Origin of the sequence: Sphingorhabdus sp., from assembly GCF_044354325.1 — a bacterium.
Lineage (GTDB): Bacteria > Pseudomonadota > Alphaproteobacteria > Sphingomonadales > Sphingomonadaceae > Sphingorhabdus_B.
In genome coordinates, this window is the sequence record NZ_JBILAF010000014.1 from 1 (window position 1) to 22,744 (window position 22,744).

21 protein-coding genes are annotated in these 22,744 nt (G+C 56.6%); 14 read left to right on the forward strand and 7 right to left on the reverse strand.

Features of this window, described 5'->3' with window-relative positions; all coding sequences use genetic code 11:
- Positions 1–624: 624 nt before the first annotated feature.
- The 3 genes from ACIQ0G_RS02550 to ACIQ0G_RS02560 all read right to left on the reverse strand — a co-directional run bounded on the left by ACIQ0G_RS02550 (position 625) and on the right by ACIQ0G_RS02560 (position 2,494).
- Positions 625–936 (reverse strand): type II toxin-antitoxin system RelE/ParE family toxin, encoded by a 312-nt coding sequence (locus tag ACIQ0G_RS02550; RefSeq protein WP_397576554.1) that lies wholly within the window; start codon positions 934–936, stop codon positions 625–627.
- A complete protein-coding gene (locus ACIQ0G_RS02555; protein WP_397576555.1) occupies positions 933–1,187 on the reverse strand; it encodes a type II toxin-antitoxin system ParD family antitoxin in 255 nt (84 codons plus the stop codon). The genes ACIQ0G_RS02550 and ACIQ0G_RS02555 overlap by 4 nt, the downstream gene beginning before the upstream one ends.
- A 332-nt stretch (positions 1,188–1,519) precedes the next feature.
- Positions 1,520–2,494 (reverse strand): alpha/beta hydrolase family protein, encoded by a 975-nt coding sequence (locus ACIQ0G_RS02560; RefSeq protein ID WP_397576556.1) that lies wholly within the window; start codon positions 2,492–2,494, stop codon positions 1,520–1,522.
- Positions 2,495–2,637: 143 nt separating this feature from the next.
- Here ACIQ0G_RS02560 and ACIQ0G_RS02565 point away from each other — a divergent pair, with 143 nt between their 5' ends.
- The 3 genes from ACIQ0G_RS02565 to ACIQ0G_RS02575 all read left to right on the forward strand — a co-directional run bounded on the left by ACIQ0G_RS02565 (position 2,638) and on the right by ACIQ0G_RS02575 (position 4,281).
- Positions 2,638–3,420, forward strand: a complete 783-nt coding sequence (locus tag ACIQ0G_RS02565; protein ID WP_397576557.1) for a LytTR family DNA-binding domain-containing protein — start codon at positions 2,638–2,640, stop codon at positions 3,418–3,420.
- Positions 3,421–3,511: 91 nt separating this feature from the next.
- Positions 3,512–3,922 (forward strand): hypothetical protein, encoded by a 411-nt coding sequence (locus ACIQ0G_RS02570; protein ID WP_397576558.1) that lies wholly within the window; start codon positions 3,512–3,514, stop codon positions 3,920–3,922.
- Positions 3,919–4,281 carry a recombinase family protein gene (locus ACIQ0G_RS02575; RefSeq protein WP_397576559.1) on the forward strand — a complete coding sequence of 121 codons (363 nt, stop codon included), beginning with the start codon at positions 3,919–3,921 and terminating at the stop codon, positions 4,279–4,281. The genes ACIQ0G_RS02570 and ACIQ0G_RS02575 overlap by 4 nt, the downstream gene beginning before the upstream one ends.
- A gap of 647 nt (positions 4,282–4,928) precedes the next feature.
- On the opposite strand, the gene ACIQ0G_RS02580 is transcribed toward ACIQ0G_RS02575, so the two are convergent.
- Positions 4,929–5,900, reverse strand: coding sequence for a helix-turn-helix domain-containing protein (locus tag ACIQ0G_RS02580; RefSeq protein WP_397576560.1), 972 nt, complete (start codon positions 5,898–5,900; stop codon positions 4,929–4,931).
- Positions 5,901–6,060: 160 nt separating this feature from the next.
- Here ACIQ0G_RS02580 and ACIQ0G_RS02585 point away from each other — a divergent pair, with 160 nt between their 5' ends.
- From ACIQ0G_RS02585 to ACIQ0G_RS02600, 4 genes are read left to right on the forward strand one after another with little or no spacing between them, the layout of a single operon-like run.
- Entirely contained in the window at positions 6,061–7,197 is a 1,137-nt protein-coding gene (locus ACIQ0G_RS02585; protein ID WP_397576561.1) for a sulfotransferase family protein, read from the forward strand.
- 13 nt (positions 7,198–7,210) lie between these two features.
- Positions 7,211–7,990 carry an SDR family NAD(P)-dependent oxidoreductase gene (locus tag ACIQ0G_RS02590; protein WP_397576562.1) on the forward strand — a complete coding sequence of 260 codons (780 nt, stop codon included), beginning with the start codon at positions 7,211–7,213 and terminating at the stop codon, positions 7,988–7,990.
- 10 nt (positions 7,991–8,000) lie between these two features.
- On the forward strand, positions 8,001–8,825 hold the full coding sequence (locus ACIQ0G_RS02595; RefSeq protein WP_397576563.1) for an NAD(P)-dependent oxidoreductase: 825 nt from the start codon (positions 8,001–8,003) through the stop codon (positions 8,823–8,825).
- Between the two features lie 30 nt (positions 8,826–8,855).
- A complete protein-coding gene (locus ACIQ0G_RS02600) occupies positions 8,856–10,127 on the forward strand; it encodes an MFS transporter (RefSeq protein ID WP_397576564.1) in 1,272 nt (423 codons plus the stop codon).
- Positions 10,128–10,302: 175 nt separating this feature from the next.
- On the opposite strand, the gene ACIQ0G_RS02605 is transcribed toward ACIQ0G_RS02600, so the two are convergent.
- The gene (locus ACIQ0G_RS02605) at positions 10,303–11,556 is read right to left on the reverse strand and encodes an alkyl sulfatase dimerization domain-containing protein (protein WP_397576565.1); all 1,254 of its coding nucleotides are present in this window, start codon (positions 11,554–11,556) and stop codon (positions 10,303–10,305) included.
- 445 nt (positions 11,557–12,001) lie between these two features.
- Between ACIQ0G_RS02605 and ACIQ0G_RS02610 the strand changes: the two genes are divergently transcribed.
- The 5 genes from ACIQ0G_RS02610 to ACIQ0G_RS02630 all read left to right on the forward strand — a co-directional run bounded on the left by ACIQ0G_RS02610 (position 12,002) and on the right by ACIQ0G_RS02630 (position 15,534).
- Complete coding sequence (locus ACIQ0G_RS02610) at positions 12,002–12,610, forward strand: TetR/AcrR family transcriptional regulator (RefSeq protein ID WP_397576566.1); 609 nt, start codon at positions 12,002–12,004, stop codon at positions 12,608–12,610.
- Positions 12,607–13,485 carry an SDR family NAD(P)-dependent oxidoreductase gene (locus ACIQ0G_RS02615; protein WP_397576567.1) on the forward strand — a complete coding sequence of 293 codons (879 nt, stop codon included), beginning with the start codon at positions 12,607–12,609 and terminating at the stop codon, positions 13,483–13,485. Before ACIQ0G_RS02610 ends, ACIQ0G_RS02615 begins: the two co-directional genes overlap by 4 nt.
- A gap of 19 nt (positions 13,486–13,504) precedes the next feature.
- Positions 13,505–14,335 carry a TauD/TfdA dioxygenase family protein gene (locus tag ACIQ0G_RS02620; protein WP_397576568.1) on the forward strand — a complete coding sequence of 277 codons (831 nt, stop codon included), beginning with the start codon at positions 13,505–13,507 and terminating at the stop codon, positions 14,333–14,335.
- A gap of 3 nt (positions 14,336–14,338) precedes the next feature.
- Positions 14,339–14,902: a nuclear transport factor 2 family protein gene (locus ACIQ0G_RS02625; RefSeq protein WP_397576569.1), complete on the forward strand. Its 564-nt coding sequence runs from the start codon at positions 14,339–14,341 to the stop codon at positions 14,900–14,902.
- Positions 14,903–15,021: 119 nt separating this feature from the next.
- Positions 15,022–15,534 carry a carboxymuconolactone decarboxylase family protein gene (locus ACIQ0G_RS02630; RefSeq protein WP_397576570.1) on the forward strand — a complete coding sequence of 171 codons (513 nt, stop codon included), beginning with the start codon at positions 15,022–15,024 and terminating at the stop codon, positions 15,532–15,534.
- On the opposite strand, the gene ACIQ0G_RS02635 is transcribed toward ACIQ0G_RS02630, so the two are convergent.
- Positions 15,531–17,111, reverse strand: coding sequence for a hypothetical protein (locus tag ACIQ0G_RS02635; RefSeq protein ID WP_397576571.1), 1,581 nt, complete (start codon positions 17,109–17,111; stop codon positions 15,531–15,533). The two genes, ACIQ0G_RS02630 and ACIQ0G_RS02635, sit on opposite strands and share 4 nt — an antisense overlap.
- Positions 17,108–18,781 carry a hypothetical protein gene (locus ACIQ0G_RS02640; RefSeq protein ID WP_397576572.1) on the reverse strand — a complete coding sequence of 558 codons (1,674 nt, stop codon included), beginning with the start codon at positions 18,779–18,781 and terminating at the stop codon, positions 17,108–17,110. Before ACIQ0G_RS02640 ends, ACIQ0G_RS02635 begins: the two co-directional genes overlap by 4 nt.
- Positions 18,782–18,972: 191 nt before the next feature.
- Here ACIQ0G_RS02640 and ACIQ0G_RS02645 point away from each other — a divergent pair, with 191 nt between their 5' ends.
- Positions 18,973–19,761, forward strand: a complete 789-nt coding sequence (locus tag ACIQ0G_RS02645) for a LytTR family DNA-binding domain-containing protein (RefSeq protein WP_397576573.1) — start codon at positions 18,973–18,975, stop codon at positions 19,759–19,761.
- 554 nt (positions 19,762–20,315) lie between these two features.
- The gene (locus tag ACIQ0G_RS02650) at positions 20,316–22,736 is read left to right on the forward strand and encodes a glycoside hydrolase family 3 N-terminal domain-containing protein (RefSeq protein WP_397576574.1); all 2,421 of its coding nucleotides are present in this window, start codon (positions 20,316–20,318) and stop codon (positions 22,734–22,736) included.
- Positions 22,737–22,744 lie beyond the last annotated feature (8 nt).

Consider the following 22,744-nt stretch of genomic DNA (forward strand, 5'->3'; position numbering starts at 1 on the left):
AACAGCTAATTTTTAACCAAGCACCCGGGGCCTAAAAACCCCCGGACCTGGCGCCGTCGCCCACATGTCCCTTCATCTAAATATCACAATGTCAAAGAGCCGAACCGGTTTGACCCGGTTACCACCGACAAAAAAGCGGACACCTATGGTTCCCTGATATTTACTACCAGAGGAGTAGGTGACCTATTTGTTGGCGACCGAACCGCGGAAACGCTTGCTTCCCGTCCGGTGAGAGGGCCTCTAAAGCGACTTCAGGATTCGGTCAACAGGCATTTGCAATTTTATTACAAAAAAAATGCAGTCCGCCGGAATATCGTGGTTTTCCGTGGGTTGAGACGGGATAACGGCTGGGCCGGGCATAGGTTCCGTGGGGCGTAAGTACCTCGGAAAGCGCAGAATCAGGGAAGAATCGGAGAATCAGGGGCGCGTTATGGCCGATTCTCATGCTGTGTTCGGCACCGAACCCAATTGTTACCGCCATATTTGCCTGCAATCCGCGTTCCGGAGAGATGTTCACGCAGAGGCGCAGAGGACGCCGAGACACAGCCCACCCCCTCCGCGCGCTCTGCGCCTCTGCGTGATTACCTATTGCCGATGCCCATGCCTCGCTCACTTGCAGGCCCGCTATTTAAGTTCGTCCTTTAAGCGTTCGATATGATGCATTCGTTCATGAAGAACGGTCACGATACCAACACTGCCGTCGGCGAGCACCTTCCAGTAAATGAAATGATGCTCATATTTGCAAACGAACCCGCTGACGCCGAATTCGGCGGGGATGGCGCGCCATGGAAAGCTTTCGGCGGCTATGGCCTCGAAACGCGCAAACAGTCCCTTGATATAGCGCGCGGCCTGCGCCTCGCCCCATTGATCGCGCGTGTAAGCATAGATTTCATCGATCTTGTGGCCAGCATTGCGCTGGACCCGATACGATCTCATGCGTCTTTGCGGGCAGAATTGCGGGTAATGACGTCCTCAGCCGTCAAAGCTGAATAGCTGTCGTCCGGTGCAGCGAAGGCAACATTGAGTTCGGCCCTCAGCCTTTCGAATAAAACAGCCTCGGCCCGGTCCTTATCCTTGCGAATAAGATCGCGAACATATTCGCTGACATTCTCATAAGTGCCAGCCGCGCCGACATTGTCGGCGATGAAGTCACCCAGCGGGCCGTTTACCCGCACATTAACCGTCATGCTTCGCGCCATATGAGAACTCCGATCCGTCTGTCTACAATGTGAAAGAATATTGCTACACTGTCAATTACTCCTGCGGGAACGCAAGCGTGTGTTGAGCGCGCAGAGGCGCAGAGTACGCCGAGACACCGCCACATCCCTCTGCGCCCTCTGCGCCTCTGCGTGATTATTGGTTATAGAGTAGACATCGTCCTGCCTCCGCCCGTGCCCCGTGAGGGTCTGCGGATTGTTCACGTTAGTCCGTAGTCGGCGAGATTTTGGTCTTAGGACCCATCACATGATGCCTTCGTAAGCCGGCCGACGTTCCGTACAGACCCCCACGGTTACTAAAGTCACCTTCGCCTCGATGAACCAAGCTTCGCCTTCAGGAACCTGACGACTTCGACGTTAAAGCGCACATGGAACGCAGCGCGATCAAAGCCCGGCGCACTTGCGCAAATGACCGGCATCGCTGGCGGATCACTGCAGGGTGCGAGGAAGTCGAAGTGCCCAGCGCCGGGCACGGACTGAAACTCGGGTGAGACCGGAAGCGCGCGTCTCACCGAGTCGGCATAATGTGGAGCCGGTAGGATGCGGTCATCGTCTGCCCGCCAAAGCTGGACCGGAACGCGCACATCGGCCAGCCCCGGCCGATCGAAGACAAAGCCAAGCGCAGGTGCGGCTAACACCACTGCACGGATGCGCCGATCACGCATGTCTGGCCATCGTGGAAGAACCGATGCGCGCGGCTGCGCTGTCATTAGTGTGCAGTCGAAGTAGGTGGGATTTGCTGCGCAGTGGCTGGCCATCCGCGTTAGATTTGGCCGCCCGCCGACGGCAGTCAGCACCGTGAACCCGCCGGACGAAAAGCCGAACGCGCCGATGCGCCGAGGGTCTATGGCGGCTCGGCCTGTCCAGATAGTCAGCATGTGGGTGACGAGTGCACGCACGGCCGGTGGTCGCTCCTCGATCCGAATTGCGCGACTGTTATCGCGCCAATTGTCGCCGGGATGGGTCAGCGCTGCGACAACGAACCCGGCGCGTGCAAGCGCTACCGCAGTGTCGACATGGCTCGCATAGTCACCGCCGGTCCCGTGCGAGATAACGACGAGCGGGTGCCGTCCGTGCGGCACGGTGGCATCCGGCACGACGTCGGCAGTATAGAGCCCGAAGCGCTGGCGAACGGGCAGGCCCTCGGCGGGATACCAGATGCCAATCTCTGCGCCAGCCGCGGTCCTGCCGCGCTGGAAGCCGGCCTCGGCGGCATGTGCCGAGGGTATGATCAAAATGAGGATGAAAGGAAGCAAAAAGGGCAAGCGCAGCAACATGGCGGACTCCGTTGGGATAGACTGGCTGATTACGCCTGTTGGAGGCGGTGAAGGGAAGCGGCATTTCGCGACCGGGCGAACCGGTTCGCGGGCGGGCGAAAGGGCTTTGCCCGCTTGCGATCGCGCGCTAAGGTTTCACAACTATGCAATCTGCCTTGTTCATGCGCGGCCTTCTCGTTGCGTCGACACCCAAAGCTCAATCCGTCGGGCTTGCGCTCGCTGCCGGCGTACTCCTTGCTGCGCTTGGCCCGTTTGGCAATTACCTGAACGGCGGCCTCCCTGAGCGCATTGGCTACTGGTGCGCGGTCAGCCTCCTTGGCCTCGTCCTTTACGGCTATGCCTTCCGGGTCGTTGCTGCACGTGTTCCGGTCGACACGCGTGGATGGTGGCCAGCAATCATCGGTACGACGCTAGTGGTGAGCCTTCCCCAGGCGATGGTCACGCGCCTATGGGCATTCCAGCTTTGGCCGGAATTAGGTCGGCTCGACCTGCCTATCGCCTTATGGTTTGTTCAGACGGCGGTGATCGGCCTCGCCGCGATGATAGGCGTTGCGATCATGCACCGGCGTGCGGCGCGGGCCACGCGCGGTACATTGGGCTCGAGCGAACAACAGCAGCCTTTCGCGGCGGCGCAGGCACTATTCGGGCGGGACGTTCTCGCGCTGCAAATGGAGGACCATTATGTCCGCATTCATCGCGCCACCGGCTCAGAACTCGTTCTCGTTCCGCTTGGTCGCGCCATTGGGCGGGTAGAGGCGGAGGGCCTGCGCACGCATCGTTCTTGGTGGGTCGCAGCCCATGCAGTCGTCCGCGTCGAGGGCGATGCACGCTCGATGCGCCTTTGCCTGACCAACGGCGTCATCGCCCCCGTTGCCCGGTCGGCAGTCGCTCAGCTCCGAGCAGCAGGCTGGATCGGTACCACATAGGGCGTGCCAACAAACGGAATTTCCCGTTCGGCCATAGCACCGACATAATCACCCCCTTTCCTACATGTTCCATTTATGTTCCAATGCATGAATGACCGACTCACCCTCCCCAACTCCGCCCGCCCCGCTCCTCGCTGACGAGGACCGGCTCGCCTTCACCCCTGTTCCGCTTGACCGGCGGCGTGCGAATGGCTGGACGGCAGCGCAGCAGGAACGGTTTATCTTGGCGCTGCATGTCATGGGCTCTGTGGGGCAGGCGGCGAAGGCGGTGGGGATGAGCCGACAGTCCGCCTATAATTTACGCGAACGCGCGGGCGCGGCGAGCTTTGCCAAAAGCTGGGACGCGGCCATCGACATGGGGCGGCAGCGGCAGTTCGACCTTGCGATGGAACGCGCGATCCACGGCGTCACCACCGTCCGCGTGCTGCGCGGCGGTTCGGTGACGGTGAATGGCGGGCCGTCGCTAAGAGGTGGCCGTGATAGAAAGCGGCGTGGTCTTTGAGGGAATGCCTGCCGCAAGTTTATGACGATGGTGGATGGTCGGGGGGTAATTTGGAGCGACCTGCTGTTAAACGGCTTTTTGCCGAAATTTCCAAAGGTCAGGTGGATATAGTCGTGGTCTACAAGGTCGATCGATTAACCCGAGGCCTCACAGACTTTGCCCGCATTGTTGAAACGTTCGATAACAATAAAGCTTCGTTCGTGCGCGTGACCCAAGCGTTTAATACAACGAACAGTATGGGGCGGCTTACACTCAATGTACTGCTGTCCTTTGCGCAGTTCGAACGCGAGGTCACAGGCGAGCGGATACGCGACAAGATTGCGGCATCCATGGCACGGGCCATTGCGCGTAGAGACTGAGGGTCAAATCAAGGCAATTTGGCCCTCTTTTGGTCTCCACAGAGACTTTAGCGCAGCGGTATTAAGCCCGGAGGGCCCCAGAAAGGCGCCGTTTCTGGACTGAAGATGTCGTTGGAGTTTTATCTGTGAGGTGTATGGAGGTGTGCGCAGCCAACAGACAATGGTCTCTGCCTGAGTTTCCCTGTTATTAGGGAATTAGCAGGGAAAATATCATTTTTCGAGGTCGATTAAGAGAGTTTTGTCTCATGGAACCCGCAGTATGCCTACGCTTTTCGACCGAATTCCCTAAAAAAATAACAGGGAATTTAAATTTCGATAACAGCGAAGGTATTTGCCGATAACAGAGAGATGGCAAATATCCATGTGCTCAAGGCGATAGCATAATTGCCCTGCCCGCCACTCCCGAACGGTCAGCTTAACAACCTACAAGTCGGCAAAGGCTGCAATTTGGCCGCGGGCGGTCCGACGGCTTTGCGCCCAAATGCAGTCATAATAAGCATCGGCTCGCTCTCCTATGAGCGGACGCTTCGCGGATTTGCGGATTTAATGTTTTCTCTTCTTTTAAAATTTTCGTTTCAGTTGCGCGGCAGACTTACCAAATGGAATACCCAATAGCCGTGGCGTCAACATTAGCGTGGGCGTGGCCGCTAGGGCCTCGAGGCGGATGCTCCGCTGTTCGTCCGTGCCCATGTTTGGCGGCGAAATTGGCCGGGTGTTGCGCCGGTTGCGGTTCGAAAGGCCGATGTAAAACTGGATTGCGTTGTGTAGCCAAGTTGCCTTGCGATATCTTTGATGGTCGCGTCGCCATATAGATCCCGTTTGGCCAGTTCGACACGGGTTTGCGCGAGATAATCGGCCAGCGAACACCCTTTGCTGACCTTAAATGTACGGCTTAGTTGTCGTGTGGACATTTGGCAAAGTCGCGCCAATTCACTGACCGCGGGAAAAATTTGGTGACGCGCTGCTATGCGCTCCTCGATGATGCGCAAACGCCATGAAGCCAACCCGCCGCTGGTATCAGTTGGGCTGGCCTGAATAAAATAGCGTGCGATTTCGATGGATAGTTGCATCGTGATCGCCACACATATTTCGGTGCGACCCACTGCTGGATTCTTTAACTCTTGATTCAGGCGAAGCATGAGCGCGGTGATCGCTTCACTGGCCAAATTCAATGATGCTTCCAAGCGGCGGTCAGTCCACTGGAAATCGGCGGGTAGCCATTGGTCAATAGCGGCCGCCTGCATTTGCACAATCAACGACGCATGGGGGCCGCCCGAACTCTGCAACGCCAGATTGTGCTTCGGCGGTAAGGCCATCAAGGGACCAAGGGCGACGTGACGAGACGGGTTCCAATGATCGACAAAGCAGGCGCTCGCATGAGGCCGTCTCGGCGTTAGGCATTGATCGATCCAATACAGGCCGTCCTTGCAAAACGCGCGCTTCGATGGATTGGCATGATTGATCCGGACAAGGGTAAGGTGCGCGTTGGAAAGCGTCAGTTCGTTAAGAATTTCAACCTGTGGCCGCCCCTCGGCTGCGCTCGATTGGGTATGGCGGTGGGATAAAATCTCATCGTGCCATGGTGGGGCTGGCGTGTGGCGCATAGTGTCCTCAATCACTGTGACGCATGGCTGCAACAGCAGCAAGCGCGTCGCTATATGGCCGATAATCGACATTATAGCAAATGAGCGATACGCATGCCAGTTGCGCCCTGCCCTGCGTTTCCGGATAGTTGGCCGAACTTTACACCACATGAGGGGGTGCCGGATGGCTTTGTCGATGGACGATATTATTGCGGGAGCGCTTGAAAAAACGGCTGGCTTGCCCAATCCTGATTGTGATTCATGGCGCGAAGGGCTGGAGATTTTGCTCCGCGATCACGCCCACGCCGACCGTTTGACGGAACGCGGGCTAGTCAGCGTGCGTAACCGCTATGTCGATTGCCTTGCCGCGCGCATGGCGGTGGACGACTATCATCGACGGCACCCCGAACTCGCCGCGACAGCGATTAAGCGCCCGGTTTTCATCCTCGGCCTGCCGCGTACCGGCACGACTATGTTAAGTTATTTGTTTGAATCGGACCCCGCTGTCCGGTCGGTGTTGCGGTGGGAAGCCTATAATGCCGCGCCACCAGCAGCCCCCGGCGCGTTGCGCACCGATCCACGGTGCCTTGCCGAAGTCGCCAAGGATGAAATGATCCTGAAAGTCGCGGCAAAGGTCGCGGCGGCGCATTTTGAGCCTGGCGATAGCCCGACCGAATGTGTGCATTCGCTGGCGCAGGATTTCAAATCACTGATGCTGGCCGTCATCACCACCACGCCGACATACCATGATTGGTTGATGATGACCGACATGGAAAGCGCCTTTACCCATCGCAAGCGGGTGCTCCAAATCCTGCAATCGACCAACGGGGGGCGTTGGGTGCTGAAGATGCCGTCGGATTCTCTGTTCATCCGACAATTGTTCAAAACGTTCCCCGACGCGCGTGTCATTTGGACCCACCGCGACCCCTATGCGGCATCGGCCTCGGCAATCGGGATGCGCGGGCTGTCCCGTCCGTTTAGCGAGGTTGACGCGGGCGCAGAGTATATGCGGCAACACTTCCCGCTGCAATTCGGGTTCCATGTCTCGCGCCCATTGGAGGTGAGCCAAGAGCGACCTGCGGATTTCTACCACCTCTATTATGACACGATGATCGCCGACCCCGTCGCGGAAATGCGGTGTGTTTATGGCTGGCTAGGCGATGATTGGACCCCGGATGCTGAGGCCGGTATGCGCCAATGGCTAGCCGATAATCCGCAGAATAAACATGGCAAGCACAGCTATTCATTCGAGGAATGGGGCATGACCCGCGACGATGTCGCGCCGTTCTTCGCCGATTATCTGCGCGTCCATCCCGTTGCAAAGGCGGTTTGAGATGGGCAAATCTATGTTTGATTTAACCGGCAAAGTCGTCATGGCAACCGGCGCGAACAGTGGCATCGGTCTGGGATTTCTCTTGGGGTGCGCACGGCAAGGCGCGGATGTCGTAGTGTGGGCGCGCCGGGAGGAGCAAAACCTTGCTGCACTCGATCAGCTAAAGGCGGAGGGCGCGGGGCGCATCCACCATGAAGTCGTCGATGTGTCGGATGAGGCTGAAGTCATCCGGGCCTTTGCCTCGACCGTCACCGCCATGGGGCGGGTGGATTGCGTATTCGCCAACGCCGGCTTTTCGGAGCGCACACCCTCCTTCCCCGATATGAGCAGCGAGACGTATCACAAATTGCTCGCCGTCAACCAGCATGGGGCCTTTTATACTTTGCGGGAGGCATCGCGCCATATGCGGGACCGAGCGCAGGCTGCCGATGCGGGCGGCTCCATCGTGGTTTGCGGCAGCCTATCGATCTTCCACGGGATGCAGGGGATGGAACATTATGCCGCGGCGAAGGGCGCGTTGGCGGCAATGGTCAAGGGAATGGCGGTCGAATTGGGCCAATATAAAGTGCGCGTCAATATGCTCGCTCCCGGGTTCATCATGACCGGCATGACGGGCGATCCTCAGGTGCGAGAGCAGGTCATTGCCCGCTTCTCCTCAATCACGCCGCTCGCGCGCGTTGGGGAGTTGGACGACATCGCCGGACCAGCGGCCTATCTCGCATCTGACGCATCACAATTCCACACCGGCGATATTTTGATCGTCGATGGCGGGCGTTCGGTCAAATCGCTGTAGGATGACGGGCATGGAGAACAGCTCCCCTTTGCTGCAGTGCGGCTTTATTGGATTGGGCAGCCAAGGCGCACCGATGGCACGGCGGATGATCGACGCCGGATTTCCCACGACCCTATGGGCACGGCGCGAGGAAAGTTACGCCCCCTATCGCGATAGCGCGGCGCGATTTGCCCCGAATGCCGAAAGCTTGGGACGGTCCTGCGATCATATCGGACTGTGCGTGGTCAACGACAATGATGTGCGCGAGATCGCGGGGCGATTGTTGCCGGTGATGAAAACGGATGCCGTTTTGGCCATCCATTCCACCATCCACCCCGACACCGCGCGCGCAGTGGCGCAGCAGGGCGTGGCGTACAATGTCCGCGTGCTGGATGCTCCGGTCAGCGGCGGCGAACCGGCGGCGAAAGCGGGCAAGCTAACCGTCATGGTCGGCGGCGATACAGACACATTGGAGCTGGCACGGCGGGTGTTCGAAAGCTTCGCCGCCCTCATAGTACGGGTAGGTGATGTTGGCGCGGGGCAGTTGGTAAAGCTTATTAACAATTCGCTATTGGTCGCCAACATGGGTTTGGCCGATGCGGCCTTGGCGGCGGGGTCCAATTTGGGCCTCGAAAAAGACAGCCTTGTCCAGCTGTTACAAGCGAGCAGCGGACGCAGCTTTGCTCTCGACGTGCGCGCACGGATGGATAGCCCAGCGGGTTTCCGCCACGGCGGCGCGCTGTTGCGCAAGGATTTGAGTTTGTTGCAGACCGTGCTTGGTCCCGACGACCCAGCAGCACGTTGCATTTCTGATGCGGCCGAGCGGTTCTTACAAGCGGCGACGCAAGACGTTTAGCTTCCCTTTACCTGAACAGGTGCAAAGCCAATGACAGTTTCTGCCAATACAGCCAAAAACGTTGCAACGCCGGTGGCTCAACACGAATGGCGCGATGGGTGGAAATTGGTGCTGGCGGCATCTTTTGGCTTTTCGTTCTTCTCGATCATGATGGCGGCAACCGGTCTGTTCATGGAGCCATTGGGCAAGGAGTTCGGATGGAGCCGTACCGTTCTATCCAGCGGACCGTCGATTGCGACGATTATGACAGCGATATTGGGTCCCTTTTTTGGCGTCCTGATTGACCGTTACGGCTCGCGCAAGCTGGCGCTGCCTGGCATTATCGCGACTATAGCATCGGTGTGCACCTTTGGCTTGGTCAATGGGGAGCAGTGGCAATGGATAACGCTTTGGTTCATATTCGGCCTTGTCTCCGTTACCATTAAATCAACGATTTGGACCGCCGCAGTGGTTGGCGTCTTTGAAAAATCGCGCGGCCTTGCGCTCGGTCTTACGTTGTCAGGGACCGCGGTGGCGCAGGCAGTTATTCCGCCGCTTGGCAATTATCTCATCACCGAATTTGGTTGGCGATTGGCCTTTGTTTGGTTGGGGTTGGGATGGGGTGGCATAACGTTCCTATTGGTGTGGCTGTTCCTCTTTGACGTCCATTCACGCAAAGCGAAAATGGTCGCGATCACCAATATCGAAGCAGAAGGGGCGGTTGACCTCAAAGGCTTGACCGTAAAACAGGCGGTGCGCGACCGCGCGCTATGGCAATTGGCGTTTTCCAACTTCATCGTCATGACCATGACCATGGGCCTCACCATCCATTTGTTCCCGATCCTGACCGAGGCGGGAATTAGCCGGGAGAAGGCCGCGTTGTTGACCGCTATTTCCGGGGTCGCCGCGATCGTCGGCAAATTGGTCACCGGGTATCTACTCGACCGATACCGGCCTAATTGGGTTGGCGGCCTGACTTTGGCGGCGGCGGCGGGCGCATTTGCGTTGCTAATTGACGACATAAGCTCTCCCACTTTGATTGTCGTGGCGTTGATTATTAACGGCTATGCAGCGGGCACCAAGACGCACATTACCGGCTTTCTTACCGCCGGATATAGCGGGATGAAGAATTTCGGGGCCATCTATGGCTTCATGTCGGCGTTGATGGCACTGGCATCGGGCGTTGGTCCATTGCTGGCTGGGTACGCCTATGATAGTAGCGGGGGCTATGGGCCGTTCTTGATTTTAGGCGCAATTGGTTGTCTCATCGGTGGCCTGTTGGTTATCACTCTGCCAAAGGCACCAAGCTGGACAGAGGCGTAAGTCGAGCGCACCTAGCTTTAACGGGTCCGGCATCTCGAATTTTTTGCATCCGGCTGCACGATGAAACTGATGCTGGCTTGCGGGCAGAGAAACCGGCTCGGACTTAGTCTTGGCTGCCCGCAATTCAGGCAATGCGGTGTTTCACAAACTCTACTCCCAATTGTTCAAAAAGGCCCTATTCATTGGGCAGCTTAAGGGCGGCTATTTCCGACGCTATCCAGCGGCGTTCCCACAAATTCTGTCCGCCGGTCATTATGTCCAAAGCAAGCAAGGCATCGCGTTTGACGCGCTTGGCGACATCGCACTCGGCATCCGCGGCAAGCGCAAGGTCCAAGAGGTGGAGCGCTTGCAACGGTTGGCCAGTTGCAACGAAATCGCGCGCGCGCATCGCCAACACCTCCGCCCCGCCCAACAGTTCGGCCAACGCAGGACCGATGCTGCTCACGGGTACGCCATACAATTCGGTCGTGCCGCGCGCAGGGTCGAACCAGCCGGTATATTCATGCCAAATGGCACGCACATTCCATGCAATTTTGCCATATTCTTCCGTCAGTGTCAGGTGTGGTGGCGTGGTGACGGTCCGCATGAGGGTTTGCAAATCAATCCCCGCATTCATCCCTTCCGCAGTGCAATCATGCACCCATTGCACCGCGTCTATGATGCGCTTGGTTTCGGCCTGAATATGCGCCTCGCCGACGATTTCCGCATGCCCCGTCAGGATTTTTTCAGGATGTAGCGCGCGCAGGGTTTGCACGGAGGAGATAAACTCCATCGCGGAGCGAGGCCTGTCACCGCGCATGGTGTTCAAATTGGGGTGATTGCCGAACAAAGGACCAAACAAATTGCCGACAATCGCGGTCTTATCATGCGGCAACCATATAATCACCGCGCTGCGCGTTTCGCCGCCGGGGGTCCAGAGGATTTCAAATCGCCGTCCGCCCAAATCAAAAGCGTAACCCTTATCACCTACCAAGCGATCGACGGGAATGTCGATGGTGGGCAGTAATTCCTCGGTCTTGCCGGTTATACCGCCAAAAATCCGTGCCGAACCTCGCCGATAATGCGGGAAAAGCGCGTCGGCACTGGCCCGTTCCATCGGGTACAGGCGGTGCGCGATGACTTCATTGGCGGGGGTTTTGAAGACCTCCAGCCCGCCATATTGATTGGCGTGACTTTGCGTCAGGATGATGGCGCGCACGGGTGCGTCGGATACCGCATCAAAAAGCATCTTTCCGCGCCGGGCATCGGCCAAAGTGCCCGCGTTGACGATGACATTGCCGTCGGGGGTGGTGATGAGATAGCTGTTACCAATGCCACGGCTTTCCCAAATGCCCGCGCCGCGATCAATCGCCGCCGCCTGCCCTTGACCCGATTGAATCATTTGCGCGGCGCGGAGATTGTCGTGCGAAAGGTCGCTATTTTTTACCATAGCCCACTTACTCTCTCTTTAGTGATTGTCGCATTATAGCCCGCGGTTGTTACGCCTAGGCAAGAGCCAACTGCCCATATTGGACATAGCGTCAGGCAATATGACTGATAAACGATAGAAAGGCTTATATGCAGCACAATGGAGCTTTATGCTTACAGCCTCACCAAGTCCGCTTTCTCTAACCAAGCGGTCAATCTCGCAGCGCCTGATTCAGCAAGCTGATATAATCGACAATCCGCAATGCTCCTTACTGGATCGAGCTGGTTATCTTTCTGCACCGCTTGGTCGGTATACTATAACGGGAAATTTGATCGGGTGGGCGCGCAAGTTTCGGGGTACTAGTCCGCGTACCACGGGAAAGTGTCATGATCCCTATTTTGGTCTTGTAGACTGTTCGTCACTTTGTTAGCATTTGCAAAAGTGATCAAGAAAGAATGCAAATTGCATGGCAACCGCACCGGCCATTGATGTGCCGCACGATGTGCAAAAACCCGCTGGACGCCGCATGGGCGCAGTGGGAGGTGCCAGTTGGTCGGCGATGCTCGATGCAGCGGAGCACGTACTCAGCGATGAGGGCTACGCCGCCTTATCATCCCGCCGCATTGCCGAGGTTGCGGGGTTTAAGCAGCGCCTGGTTTATTATTACTTCCAATCGATGGATGCATTAGTGACTGCAATGTTTCGCCGTATGGTGGCTCGCGAGACCGAACGCCTAAAGGAAATTGCGGCATCGGCGCGGCCTATTCGCAATTTCTGGGAACTAGCGCGGGAATCGCGCGACACCCGTTTATCTGCAGAGTTTCTCGCGCTGGCGCATCGCAATGCAGAATTGAACAAGGAGGTGGTGGATTTCATCACTTTCTCGCGCCAATTGCAAATTACCGCGCTGGAAAAAGCGACCGCCGATCGCAGTGATATCCCCGCGTCGGCGATGGTGGTGCTGGGCACAAATTTGGCGTTATCGCTGAACCGGGAGGCGGCACTCGGCGTCGATCTTGGCCATGCGGCCGCAGAAACGGTTATCACGGAGATACTCGACAGGATTGAACCATGAGCCAAGCGACCAGTCCCATAGCCCCGGTTGCAATCGTAACCGGCGCAAGTCGCGGCGCAGGGCGCGGCATCGCACTGGCATTGGGCAGTCATGGCTGTGTCGTTTATGTCACCGGACGCACATTAAGCGCGGGCGATCACGCTTTGCCTGGCACAATTGGTGAGACGGCGGCGGCGGTCACGGCAGCGGGTGGCCATGGCATTGCCGTTGCCTGCGACCATGCTGATGATGCAGCGGTCGAGGCCTTGTTTGCACAGGTTATGGCCGAACAAGGCCGCGTGGATTTGCTCGTTAACAATGCAGCGGCGATTTACGATGAATTGATGCACCCCGGCGGGTTTTGGGAAAAGACGATAAAGCTCGCCGACCTTATCAACGTCGGCATCCGCAGCGGCTATATCGCCAGTTGGTATGCCGCAAAAGCAATGGCGGCACAGAATGGCGGGCTGATCGTGTTCACCTCCGCCTCTGGTGCTGCGCATTATTCACTGGGGCCGGCCTATGGCGCGCACAAGGTGGCGATGGACAAAATGGCGTTCGATATGGCCGTTGATTTTCGGCACGCACGCCTTGATGTCGCGGCCATTTCTATCTGGATGGGGGCGTTGCTCACTGACCGGCTGAAGGCGATTATCGCTAGCGATACCAAGAAATACGGTCATTTGGAGGGTGCGTGTGAACATCCTGAATTCACCGGCCATGTCATTTGGGAAATTTTCAACGACCCAAATCGCGCCACCCTAAACGGCTGCACCGTCGTCGGCGCGGAGGTCGCGCGCCAATATGGCCTGACTGACGAGGGCCGCGTGCCGCCAACATCGCAAGAATTGCATGGCGTGACGCCCATAGCCTTCCACGCAAAAGAAATCCGCTAATCCGCAAAGGACGCTACTCATGACCACATTAGCCCATGATGTGTTCGAAGTTGAACAAGTGAAACCGCTAATCGGGGCCGCCATCACATCGAACAAGGAAACCCTGCTGAGCGGGAAATACGCTAAGGACATCCGCGCGATGTTGGAAGATCGCGGCGTTATCGTGTTCAAAAAAGTGGACTTCACCGACGAAGAACAAGTCGCCTTCACCAAGACCTTGGGCAATTTTGTGCAGGAAATGACTGGCGATACCTTCAAAATATCGATGGACAAGGCAATCAATCCAGTCGCGGAATATACCAAAGGCGCATTCTATTGGCACATTGACGGCACGATGGACCGCGTCCCTTTGTTTGCATCAATGTTATCGGCGCGACGCCTGGCCCCAGTTGGCGGCAATACTGCCTTTTGTAACACCTACGCCGCGTGGGATGCGTTGCCCGATGAAGAAAAGGCGCAAATCGAAAACTTGCGCGTCGTCCATTCGCTCGTCGCGGCGCAACTGTTCGTGGAGCCGGAGCCGACATCGGCCCAATTTGAAGGCTGGAACTCACTCGGTACGAATGAGATACCCTTGGTTTGGACACATATGTCCGGTCACAAGTCGTTGGTGCTTGGTTCCACTGCCGAATATATCGTCGGCATGAACCCCATCGAAAGCCGCCGCCTGCTTATCAAATTGCGCGAATGGTGCACGCAAGACCAGTTTTCGCTCAGCCATGCATGGACAATCGGCGATGCCGTTATCTGGAACAACACCGGCACGATGCACCGTGCGGAGGCCTATCCGCTGGATTGCGACCGTTTGATGGTGCGCACCAAATTGGCCGGTGAAGAGGCGTTTGCATAAGCCATGTGCGATACTGAAACCTTAAAAGCGATGGCGGTACAGGTCGCTTATCTCATGGACCGACGCGCGATTGAGGATATCGTGCATTCCCACGCGCGCGGGCATGACCGTTTCGATGTGGAGCTAATGACCAACGCCTATCACCCCGATGGTATCGATGAGCATGGCGCAGCATCGGTGAATGCTGCGCGGGATTATGCCGCATGGGCCAATGCCATCCACGCGGGCGGCTCGCAATTGTGCCTGCACAATATCACCACACATAATTGCCAAATTGAAGGTGATACTGCCCATGCCGAAAGCTACGTGCTCGTCGGCTTGCTCAACCCGGATGGAAAAACCGTACGCTTCATCAACGGGCGCTATGTCGACCGATTGGAAAAACGCGATGGCGAATGGCGCATTGCGCTTCGGCGGTGCACGGTCGATTTGCTGATTGCAGGTGATGCCTCCATCCTCGAAATGCCGCAGTTTAAGGCAGGCGGTTTCATCAAGGGCGTGCGTGGAACGGAGGATGTGTCGTATCAACGACCCTTGTCGCTCGATCCCGAGGTTGCCGTCTGGTGAGCGCGAGATCGCCCCGTATTCCACCGCTACCCAGGGATGAGTGGACTGACGACGCCCGCGATGCATTTGCTTATTGGGAGGGTCCAACGGCTTGGGAGAATGGCTCTCGATCTAATACCATGATGACCTTGGCGCAGCATCCGCGCCTTGCCATCGCATCGAATGACTTTGGCAAATATATTCTAGTCGAGGCCAATCTGACGCCACGGCAAAGGGAGATTATCGTGTTGCGCGTGGCATGGCGGTTCCATTCGGACCACCAATGGACACATCATGTCCTATCCGCGCGCAAAATCGGGATGACTGAGGATGAACTGTCCGATTTAGCGCAGTCCCAACCTTCCAACAGCTGGGTCGATGACGAACGTGCACTGATCCTTGCCGTCGACCAATTAATCACCAATGGTCAAATTGAGGACGCGACTTGGGCTATCTTGTCCAGCAAACATGACCATCGCAACATGATGGACATATTATACGCCATCGGCCTGTTCACGATGAACGCATGGGCGTTCAACGCGATGGGCATAGAGTTGGAGCCTGACGTTGCCGAATATTCCAAACCCGCCGACGAACTGGCGCGGGCGTTGGCCGATACGGCACAGCCATCTAAGCCGACGACCGATATTTAAATCTTACACGCCGGATTATTCGCCTTTGGCATCGCAATGAAATTAATGCTGGTCGGCGCCAAAGTGACCGGGCCACGCGACGGTTTTTTGGCGGTAAGAGTTGGTAATTGATCGTTTGCGTCAAGAGCTAAGGCCTGCCCATTCAGCAACACCGTGCGGCTTTGCAATTCGGGAGCTGTAAGGGCGTATAGCTCTGCTGCGCCACCGACATTTATCGCCGCGCTGCTCTCACGCAAATTTATGGCCAACACCGTCACGCCGCCCGCGACACCGCGCTGACAGTGGGCATAAAGATGCAATCCCGGTGTAATGGGGCCAGCATCCAAAACCCGGTCCCCTATATGCCGCCGCCACAATAGCGCCGACCAATAATTGGCATTGGGGAGGAAGGTTTTCTCATCAATCACGCCGTTGCTGCCGCTGATCAATGCGTGCGTCACGATGACATCCAGCCCTTGTTTCGCCAGTCGTCCCTGCGTGTCCAAAAAACGGAAACTATCGAGAAAGGTGGGTTGCCAGCGGGTACCGCCGCACGCGGCCGCACCAGTTTCGGTCAGCCAGATCGGCGCGCCAGGGGCATGGGCATCTCGCAGCGCCTTTTGCGCCTGAAACGTCGCATCGGGCCGCGCCAGCCATGCCTCGGTCAGGGCATCATTGGCGCTGATCCCTGCTGGCGATTCCGGCGGCGCGCACCGTTCGGCCATCGCGCCATAAAAATGGTAGGAGACTATGTCGAATATCGGTCGTGGCGAAGCGGTGAAATATTGCTCCGCCGTGACCTTTTCCAAAGACGGCACAGGAAAAGGCACGCCCAGCCGTGCAACACCCGGCCCCGCGAGTTTCAAATTCGGCGCGGCCTGTTCCAAAAATTGGCTGAGAACATTGAAATCCCGCGCGAACCCTGCCGCGCTTTCTGGCTCATCGGTCCAGCCCGGTTCGTGCGCATTGGGCTCATTGAAAAGCTCGGCAGCGTAGATCTCTCCGCCGATGCTCTTGGTGTAGGCCAGCCAAGGCGCGGCATGGCGCGGCGTCCACGCGCCATTTGTATCGCGCACGCCTATGCTCACCGTGAAGCCAGTGGTAATTTTCGCATCAATTGCCTTGGCAAAATCAACGGCTGCGGCCCAGCTTTTACGCGTTAATATTGTCCGAAACCCCTCCGGCGGTCGGTCTAATCTTGGCCCGTCGTCATCCTGAAAATAGACCGAATTTGATGTCGTGCCGCCATAACGCACATAGAAAGGCCCCAACCCCTTTGCCAAATTGCGCAAACGGCGGTTGGATAAATCTGTGGGCGCGCGGGCCTGCCGCACAGCCTCAAAATTAGCCGCTTGCTTAGAATGGTCGTCGCCTTCGCTATAGGCTTTCCACGTCTCCCCACCGGTCAAATGCGACATTCCGATTTGGAAGGATTGAAAACGATCGTCCATCGTGCGGACATAAGGGAAAGTGGCGGCGTTCAGTATCACGCTATCGCTGGTGGCATCGGTTTTGTCTGTGGCCGACGCCGACTGAAACCCCACCGCGATCACACTCACGCAGCTACACAAAACGGGCCGCATCAGCTTACTAATCATGGGAGAAGGTCCGATACATTCAATCGCCGACCATTATATTCAGCATATCCTCGCGATTGTGGAACGCCATTTGCGTTCGGCGTGAAAATAATTGTTGCGGGGACTTCACCGCTAATCGGGCCAAAGCTAACGGTCAGGTCCATTCGGCCTCGGTCCTGCCCAGACAGCGTGATGTCGGCGGTGTATACCGAAGTCCCCTTTGGATTGGACATGGTTGTCTCCCGACCGGAATAGGCGCTTTTGCCATCATCGCTAAAATCAACATATGTTTTGACGATCGCTTCCGGTGTTCTTTTATACCGGATGTATCCCGATGCGCGGCCGTATACTTTTACATCAATGTCGCGGCTTTGTGATGCAAAGACTTTGACAACGGATAAGTCGGTTATTCCATAAGAAACCGAAATCGGGGTTGCAACGGGCGCGACGGGTGACGCACTCCGATAATTTGGCAAATGTACAATCTGGATGCGTTCCGGCCCGCCTATGAACTGCCCTTCTTGCCACATCGCCATTTTGCCGCCCGGATGCCATGACATGGGGGACCGATATACCCAGCTTTGGTCGGTATTCAGGTTCAACCCCTGATATTTATGGGCTGATTTGGACGCATCGATTGCAATCAGCGCCGGTCCAATATTACCCGGCCTACCGCGCCGTACGCCGGTCACAGAATAGGTATAAGCAAGCATGGAAAGCCCCATGTTCAAACTATCGGGATATGGGCGCGGCACTAAGCCTAAAACAGCGGGATCCGTCTTGTCCGAAAACCGGGTGGTCATTACCACACCTAATGTCTCGTCCGGTGAGAAAATGGTCGTTTCGGTATAGCCCGGTGTATCAGTTATGCCTTCCCTTTTACCGGATGACAAATGTTGCACCACACTGTCAGGAATATCCCTTCTGGCTGCGCCGGCAAGCGATATGGCCGCTCCACCATGAACAAATTGCTTCACCTCGCCGCCACGGACAGGTTGCGGCAGCACACCGTCTGCGTTGTTGGGATCGGGGAGAAAAGGATTTATGCTACTGATGATAGTGGGACTGGCAATGACATATGTATTGGCCTCACGACGCAATTGGCCCGTGAACACGATAGCGGCATAATTTGATAAAAGCGTGGTCCAAGCCACGCTTTGATTGTCCGGCGCGATAACCATTTCCGACCAGCGATGGGAAACATGGTCGCCATCGGCCACTTCGGCGGGATATTGTACATCGATAAGGCGGGCGTCGCTGCACTGTTCCAAAGGCTTTGTGCACTCCAGCACGAAATCGCCTATGAATATTCGTTTTTTGTCGGCGAACATCATGAAACGCAACCCATTGTCTTTGGGACGCAGGGGGATATCCGCCTGGAAGAAATGCCTAAAACCTGTCCCGTCGGCGTTCATTGTGGCGAGCATTATATCGCGCGGCTTGGCCATTGCATCATTGGCATAACTGACCAAAATGCTGCCGGAGGGCGTGAAGGTAGCGGTACGAACAATCACGCCATCTGGAACGGCCAGAGAGTATATATCAACCTGACCAAATTCTTCAGATTGCATTGTCGTCACATTCATCTTGTTGCTTGAACGAACAGCCCCCTCGTTGGGCGCGTTGCCGGCCGTGGCACATGCTGCAAATGTGAGGGCGCACGCCGCCGTAATTTCCCGTGACATATTCATTTTATGCACCTTTCTTCTGGCGCTCTCCATTCTCTACGGTTGTTCAACCCGCGATGTACGCCGCTGCGCTGTTTTCCATGCCCGTCCGCAAATCACGGGCAAGCGGTTATGCGTTACGCAGCGAATGCCATTGCAACATCGGCACAAATGCGACACTCTGCCATTTCACGTTTCGTAAATTGGCAATGGCAATGCGCAAATCAATTCGTCAACTGTTGTTGGAGCTATGGGCCGTTTTGCTCTTGGCCAGCATTGGCGGTTTTATGGGTCCATTTGGCACGTATAATGATGATGGGCTGGTGAGCCGTATTGTCCATTGGTGGCAATTGCTCATGGGTGCGTACGTATTGATACGGCCCAGTATCATCGGGTTGAGCCACTTAGCGGTAAAAACAGACCTGCCTAAGCAAACCGTCGTCTTTTGGGGCGTGGTGGTTTTGAGTGTGCCATTGTCTATTTTGTGGCGGAATATCGGGCAGGATGAGTTTCGCAAACTCGACGGCTATGCTGGCCTCTTGCCATTTTCCTTATTGTGCGCGCTGGCGGTGTTGGGCGTCACGCAATGGGCGCTTCACGCCGACAAACGGTTACGCGTCGCCCGGTCACCGGCCGCACAGGCATCTTCACTGTCGGACGAGCCCGCCAAATCGGGAAACCCGTCCGAACCGGTCTTTAAGAAGCGGCTTTCGCCCGCTTTTTTCAGCCCTATCATCGCGCTTCAAAGCGAGGATCATTACGTCCGCGTTCACGGCGAAAAAGGCAGCGAGTTGGTTCTTATCCGGCTACGCGACGCCGTTGCGGAAATGGAAGGCGCCGACGGCTGGCAAGTGCATCGCAGTTGGTGGGTGGCGCGTAACGGCATAGTGAGAGCGACACCGTCGGGACGGAGCTGGGCCCTCACGTTGAAGAATGGCAGCACAGCGCTGGTCGCCAGAGATATGATTGAACGGTTGAAGGCCACTGGTGTTCTGAAGGTCTAACATATACCTTCCAGTAACCTGCGTTAACGAGGGAGGCGTGCGGATAGGCCTGCCCGATCGTCTGCAGTAAAGACGGGCGGTAGTTAACAGGGAACGCAGAGGCAAAGCAGGTCTAAATATCTCTGCGATGGCAGTAGTGCCCTAAAAGTGATGGCCTTGTTCTATCCATATATCCTGAACACCAACCAAACTTTAAAATATGAAATAACCGCAAGTAACGATGCCTGCTACTTTGTTCTCGAATAACCACTGCGTTTGCAGCAACAGCAGTCAGTATGATGGGCCGAACGTTTTGCTCTGATCCTGCCAAACCATAAAGCAGACAGTCCGCTCCCGGCCCAATTCATGCCATTTGCAATGACCTTTACCAATCACCGCTTTCGGAATTTTCTTGGTGCACTTTGAACGTCGTCAATTGGGCCGGAAGTGGACTGTCCGGTTTTAGTTGTGCGGCACCATGATGAAGCTTGATTTCTCCCACCGTTGCTGCCATCAAATCCTGATAACGTTCACAACGAAGTTTTGGAGTGGGTTTGATGCGGTTAAGGGGATCGATGGCACTGATGGCCTTCGTGTCGGCGGGATGTGTTTCGGCGGTAACGCACCCACTGACTGCGACGCCGGCGGCGCCTTCTGCTGCGACGACTGCAAATGTTGCCAACTGGCCAGCGGCCCAAAGTCCCGCGGCGATTACCGATAAAAAAACCGAAGACGCGATAACGGCGTTGATTTCAAAAATGACGTTGGAGCAGAAGGTCGGTCAAATAATTCAGGCTGACATCAGCGCAATCACGCCTGAGGATCTCAAGACATATCCGCTTGGCTCCATCCTTGCGGGCGGTAATTCGGGACCTTATGGCGACGAGCGCGCTGACGCTGCAAAATGGGCGCAGCTGGTTGGTGCGTTTCGCGATGCATCACGTACATCAGGCGCTGGCGTACCCATCTTATTTGGCGTCGATGCGGTGCACGGGCATTCAAACCTGCCACAGGCAACCATCTTTCCGCATAACATCGGACTTGGTGCGGCGCGCGATGTCGACTTAATCCAACGCATTGGCAAAGCCACGGCGGCAGAGATTTCAGGCAGCGGGATTGAATGGACCTTCGCGCCAACGCTCGCCGCACCGCAAGATTTGCGCTGGGGCAGAACCTATGAAGGCTATTCCTCCGATCCTGCGCTGATTGCGGCCTATGCCGGTGCGATGACCATAGGTTTGCAAGGCAATCTTGTTGCAGGTGCACCACTGGACGCCACGCATGTTGCCGCAACTGCCAAACATTTCCTTGCGGACGGTGGCACAATGGACGGCCGCGACCAAGGTGATGCCCAGATCAGCGAAGCCGAACTGGTCGCAAAACATGCGCAGGGCTATCCCGCATCTATCAACGCAGGCGCACTGACCGTGATGGCGAGCTTCTCAAGCTGGAACGGGGTGAAGCATCATGGCAATGCCTCTCTGCTGACCGATGTCTTGAAAAACCGCATGGGCTTTGCCGGGCTGGTTGTTGGCGATTGGAATGGTCATGGCCAAGTCGCGGGCTGTTCCGCGACCGACTGCGCTGCGGCGATTAATGCCGGGCTTGACCTGTTCATGGCGCCGGACAGCTGGAAGGGATTGTTCGCGTCAACGCTGGCAGCGGCGCGGGATGGCCGGATCTCCGCCGCACGGTTGGACGATGCGGTGCGGCGAATCGTGCGCGTGAAATACAAACTTGGCCTCATGGGTGATGCGCCGACTGCGCGGGGGCAAACATCTTTGGTTGGCAAGCAAGAGCATCTCGATCTTGCGCGTGAGGCGGTGTCAAAATCACTGGTGCTGCTCAAGAATGATGACGGCGTTCTACCCATTCGCAATGGCAGCAATGTCCTGATAGCAGGTTCCGGCGCGGACAATATGGCGATGCAGGCCGGCGGCTGGACGATTAGCTGGCAAGGCACGGACACCACTGCCGCCGATTTCACCAATGGCCAGACGATTGGCCGTGCGATTTCGGAAGCGGTTAAAACGGGCGGCGGCACGGCCAATATTTCGGCATCGGGCATGTTTGAAACAAAGCCCGATGTGGCGATCATTGTCCTGGGCGAAAAGCCTTATGCCGAGTTTGAAGGCGACGTGCCAAACCTCGCATTCCGGCCCCAGCCTGCCGAAGAGGAAATGATTGCGCGATTGAAGGCGCAGAATATTCCTGTTGTGGTGCTGTTCCTATCTGGACGGCCCATGTTTACCGGCAAGCTTATCAACCAAGCCGACGCTTTTGTGGCTGCATGGTTGCCGGGCACGCAAGGCCGTGGTGTCGCCGATGTATTGGTCGCTGGCACAAACGGAAAGCCGATGCGCGACTTCACCGGACGCTTGCCTTTCAGTTGGCCAGCGGATGCGCGGTCACCGGTTGATGCACCGCTTTTCCCGCTCGGCTATGGCCTCAATTACACGCAATCGAGCAAGCTTTCTCGTGTTAACGAAGACCCGCGCGTCGATATATCATCGCTGACCATCGCCACGCAATATTTCGTCCGTGGCAAGGTGCCCGCACCTTGGAATTTGCAGATGGATGGTTCGATTAGCGCGCGGGCTGTTGATATGTCCGCGCAGGAAGATGCCCGCCAATTCACTTGGAACGCTGATGGTGCCTTTGTTGTCAACGGGCCTGCTGTCGATTTGAGCAAGCCGTTGAAGGAAGACTGGTCGCTGCTCATCGACTGGCGCATAGATCAGCCAGCGACCGGTTCAGTCATGCTGTCCTTTGGTGGCGCTGCGCTTGATATAAAAAGCACGATGCGCGCATTGCCAACGGGAACGCCCACACAAACCCGCATTCCGCTGCGTTGCTTTGCCGCGGCTGGTGCGAAGTTGGATTCGGTCGGTTCCCCGATACGTATACAGGCGGCGAAAGGCCTTGTTGCGACAATTCGCAACGTTCATATCGAAACGACAAAAAAAGGCGCGTCCTGCCCCGGCAAAGCGCGCTAAAAACAAGG

Coding starts and splice junctions, on each gene's coding strand:
- ACIQ0G_RS02640 (WP_397576572.1), bottom strand. CDS start 18,781: ATGAATATGTCACGGGAAATTACGGCGGCGTGCGCCCTCACATTTGCA.
- ACIQ0G_RS02625 (WP_397576569.1), top strand. CDS start 14,339: ATGTGCGATACTGAAACCTTAAAAGCGATGGCGGTACAGGTCGCTTAT.
- ACIQ0G_RS02620 (WP_397576568.1), top strand. CDS start 13,505: ATGACCACATTAGCCCATGATGTGTTCGAAGTTGAACAAGTGAAACCG.
- ACIQ0G_RS02560 (WP_397576556.1), bottom strand. CDS start 2,494: ATGTTGCTGCGCTTGCCCTTTTTGCTTCCTTTCATCCTCATTTTGATC.
- ACIQ0G_RS02590 (WP_397576562.1), top strand. CDS start 7,211: ATGTTTGATTTAACCGGCAAAGTCGTCATGGCAACCGGCGCGAACAGT.
- ACIQ0G_RS02645 (WP_397576573.1), top strand. CDS start 18,973: ATGCGCAAATCAATTCGTCAACTGTTGTTGGAGCTATGGGCCGTTTTG.
- ACIQ0G_RS02600 (WP_397576564.1), top strand. CDS start 8,856: ATGACAGTTTCTGCCAATACAGCCAAAAACGTTGCAACGCCGGTGGCT.
- ACIQ0G_RS02585 (WP_397576561.1), top strand. CDS start 6,061: ATGGACGATATTATTGCGGGAGCGCTTGAAAAAACGGCTGGCTTGCCC.
- ACIQ0G_RS02610 (WP_397576566.1), top strand. CDS start 12,002: ATGGCAACCGCACCGGCCATTGATGTGCCGCACGATGTGCAAAAACCC.
- ACIQ0G_RS02570 (WP_397576558.1), top strand. CDS start 3,512: ATGACCGACTCACCCTCCCCAACTCCGCCCGCCCCGCTCCTCGCTGAC.
- ACIQ0G_RS02630 (WP_397576570.1), top strand. CDS start 15,022: ATGATGACCTTGGCGCAGCATCCGCGCCTTGCCATCGCATCGAATGAC.
- ACIQ0G_RS02605 (WP_397576565.1), bottom strand. CDS start 11,556: ATGGTAAAAAATAGCGACCTTTCGCACGACAATCTCCGCGCCGCGCAA.
- ACIQ0G_RS02550 (WP_397576554.1), bottom strand. CDS start 936: ATGAGATCGTATCGGGTCCAGCGCAATGCTGGCCACAAGATCGATGAA.
- ACIQ0G_RS02555 (WP_397576555.1), bottom strand. CDS start 1,187: ATGACGGTTAATGTGCGGGTAAACGGCCCGCTGGGTGACTTCATCGCC.
- ACIQ0G_RS02615 (WP_397576567.1), top strand. CDS start 12,607: ATGAGCCAAGCGACCAGTCCCATAGCCCCGGTTGCAATCGTAACCGGC.
- ACIQ0G_RS02595 (WP_397576563.1), top strand. CDS start 8,001: ATGGAGAACAGCTCCCCTTTGCTGCAGTGCGGCTTTATTGGATTGGGC.
- ACIQ0G_RS02565 (WP_397576557.1), top strand. CDS start 2,638: ATGCAATCTGCCTTGTTCATGCGCGGCCTTCTCGTTGCGTCGACACCC.
- ACIQ0G_RS02635 (WP_397576571.1), bottom strand. CDS start 17,111: ATGATTAGTAAGCTGATGCGGCCCGTTTTGTGTAGCTGCGTGAGTGTG.
- ACIQ0G_RS02650 (WP_397576574.1), top strand. CDS start 20,316: ATGGCACTGATGGCCTTCGTGTCGGCGGGATGTGTTTCGGCGGTAACG.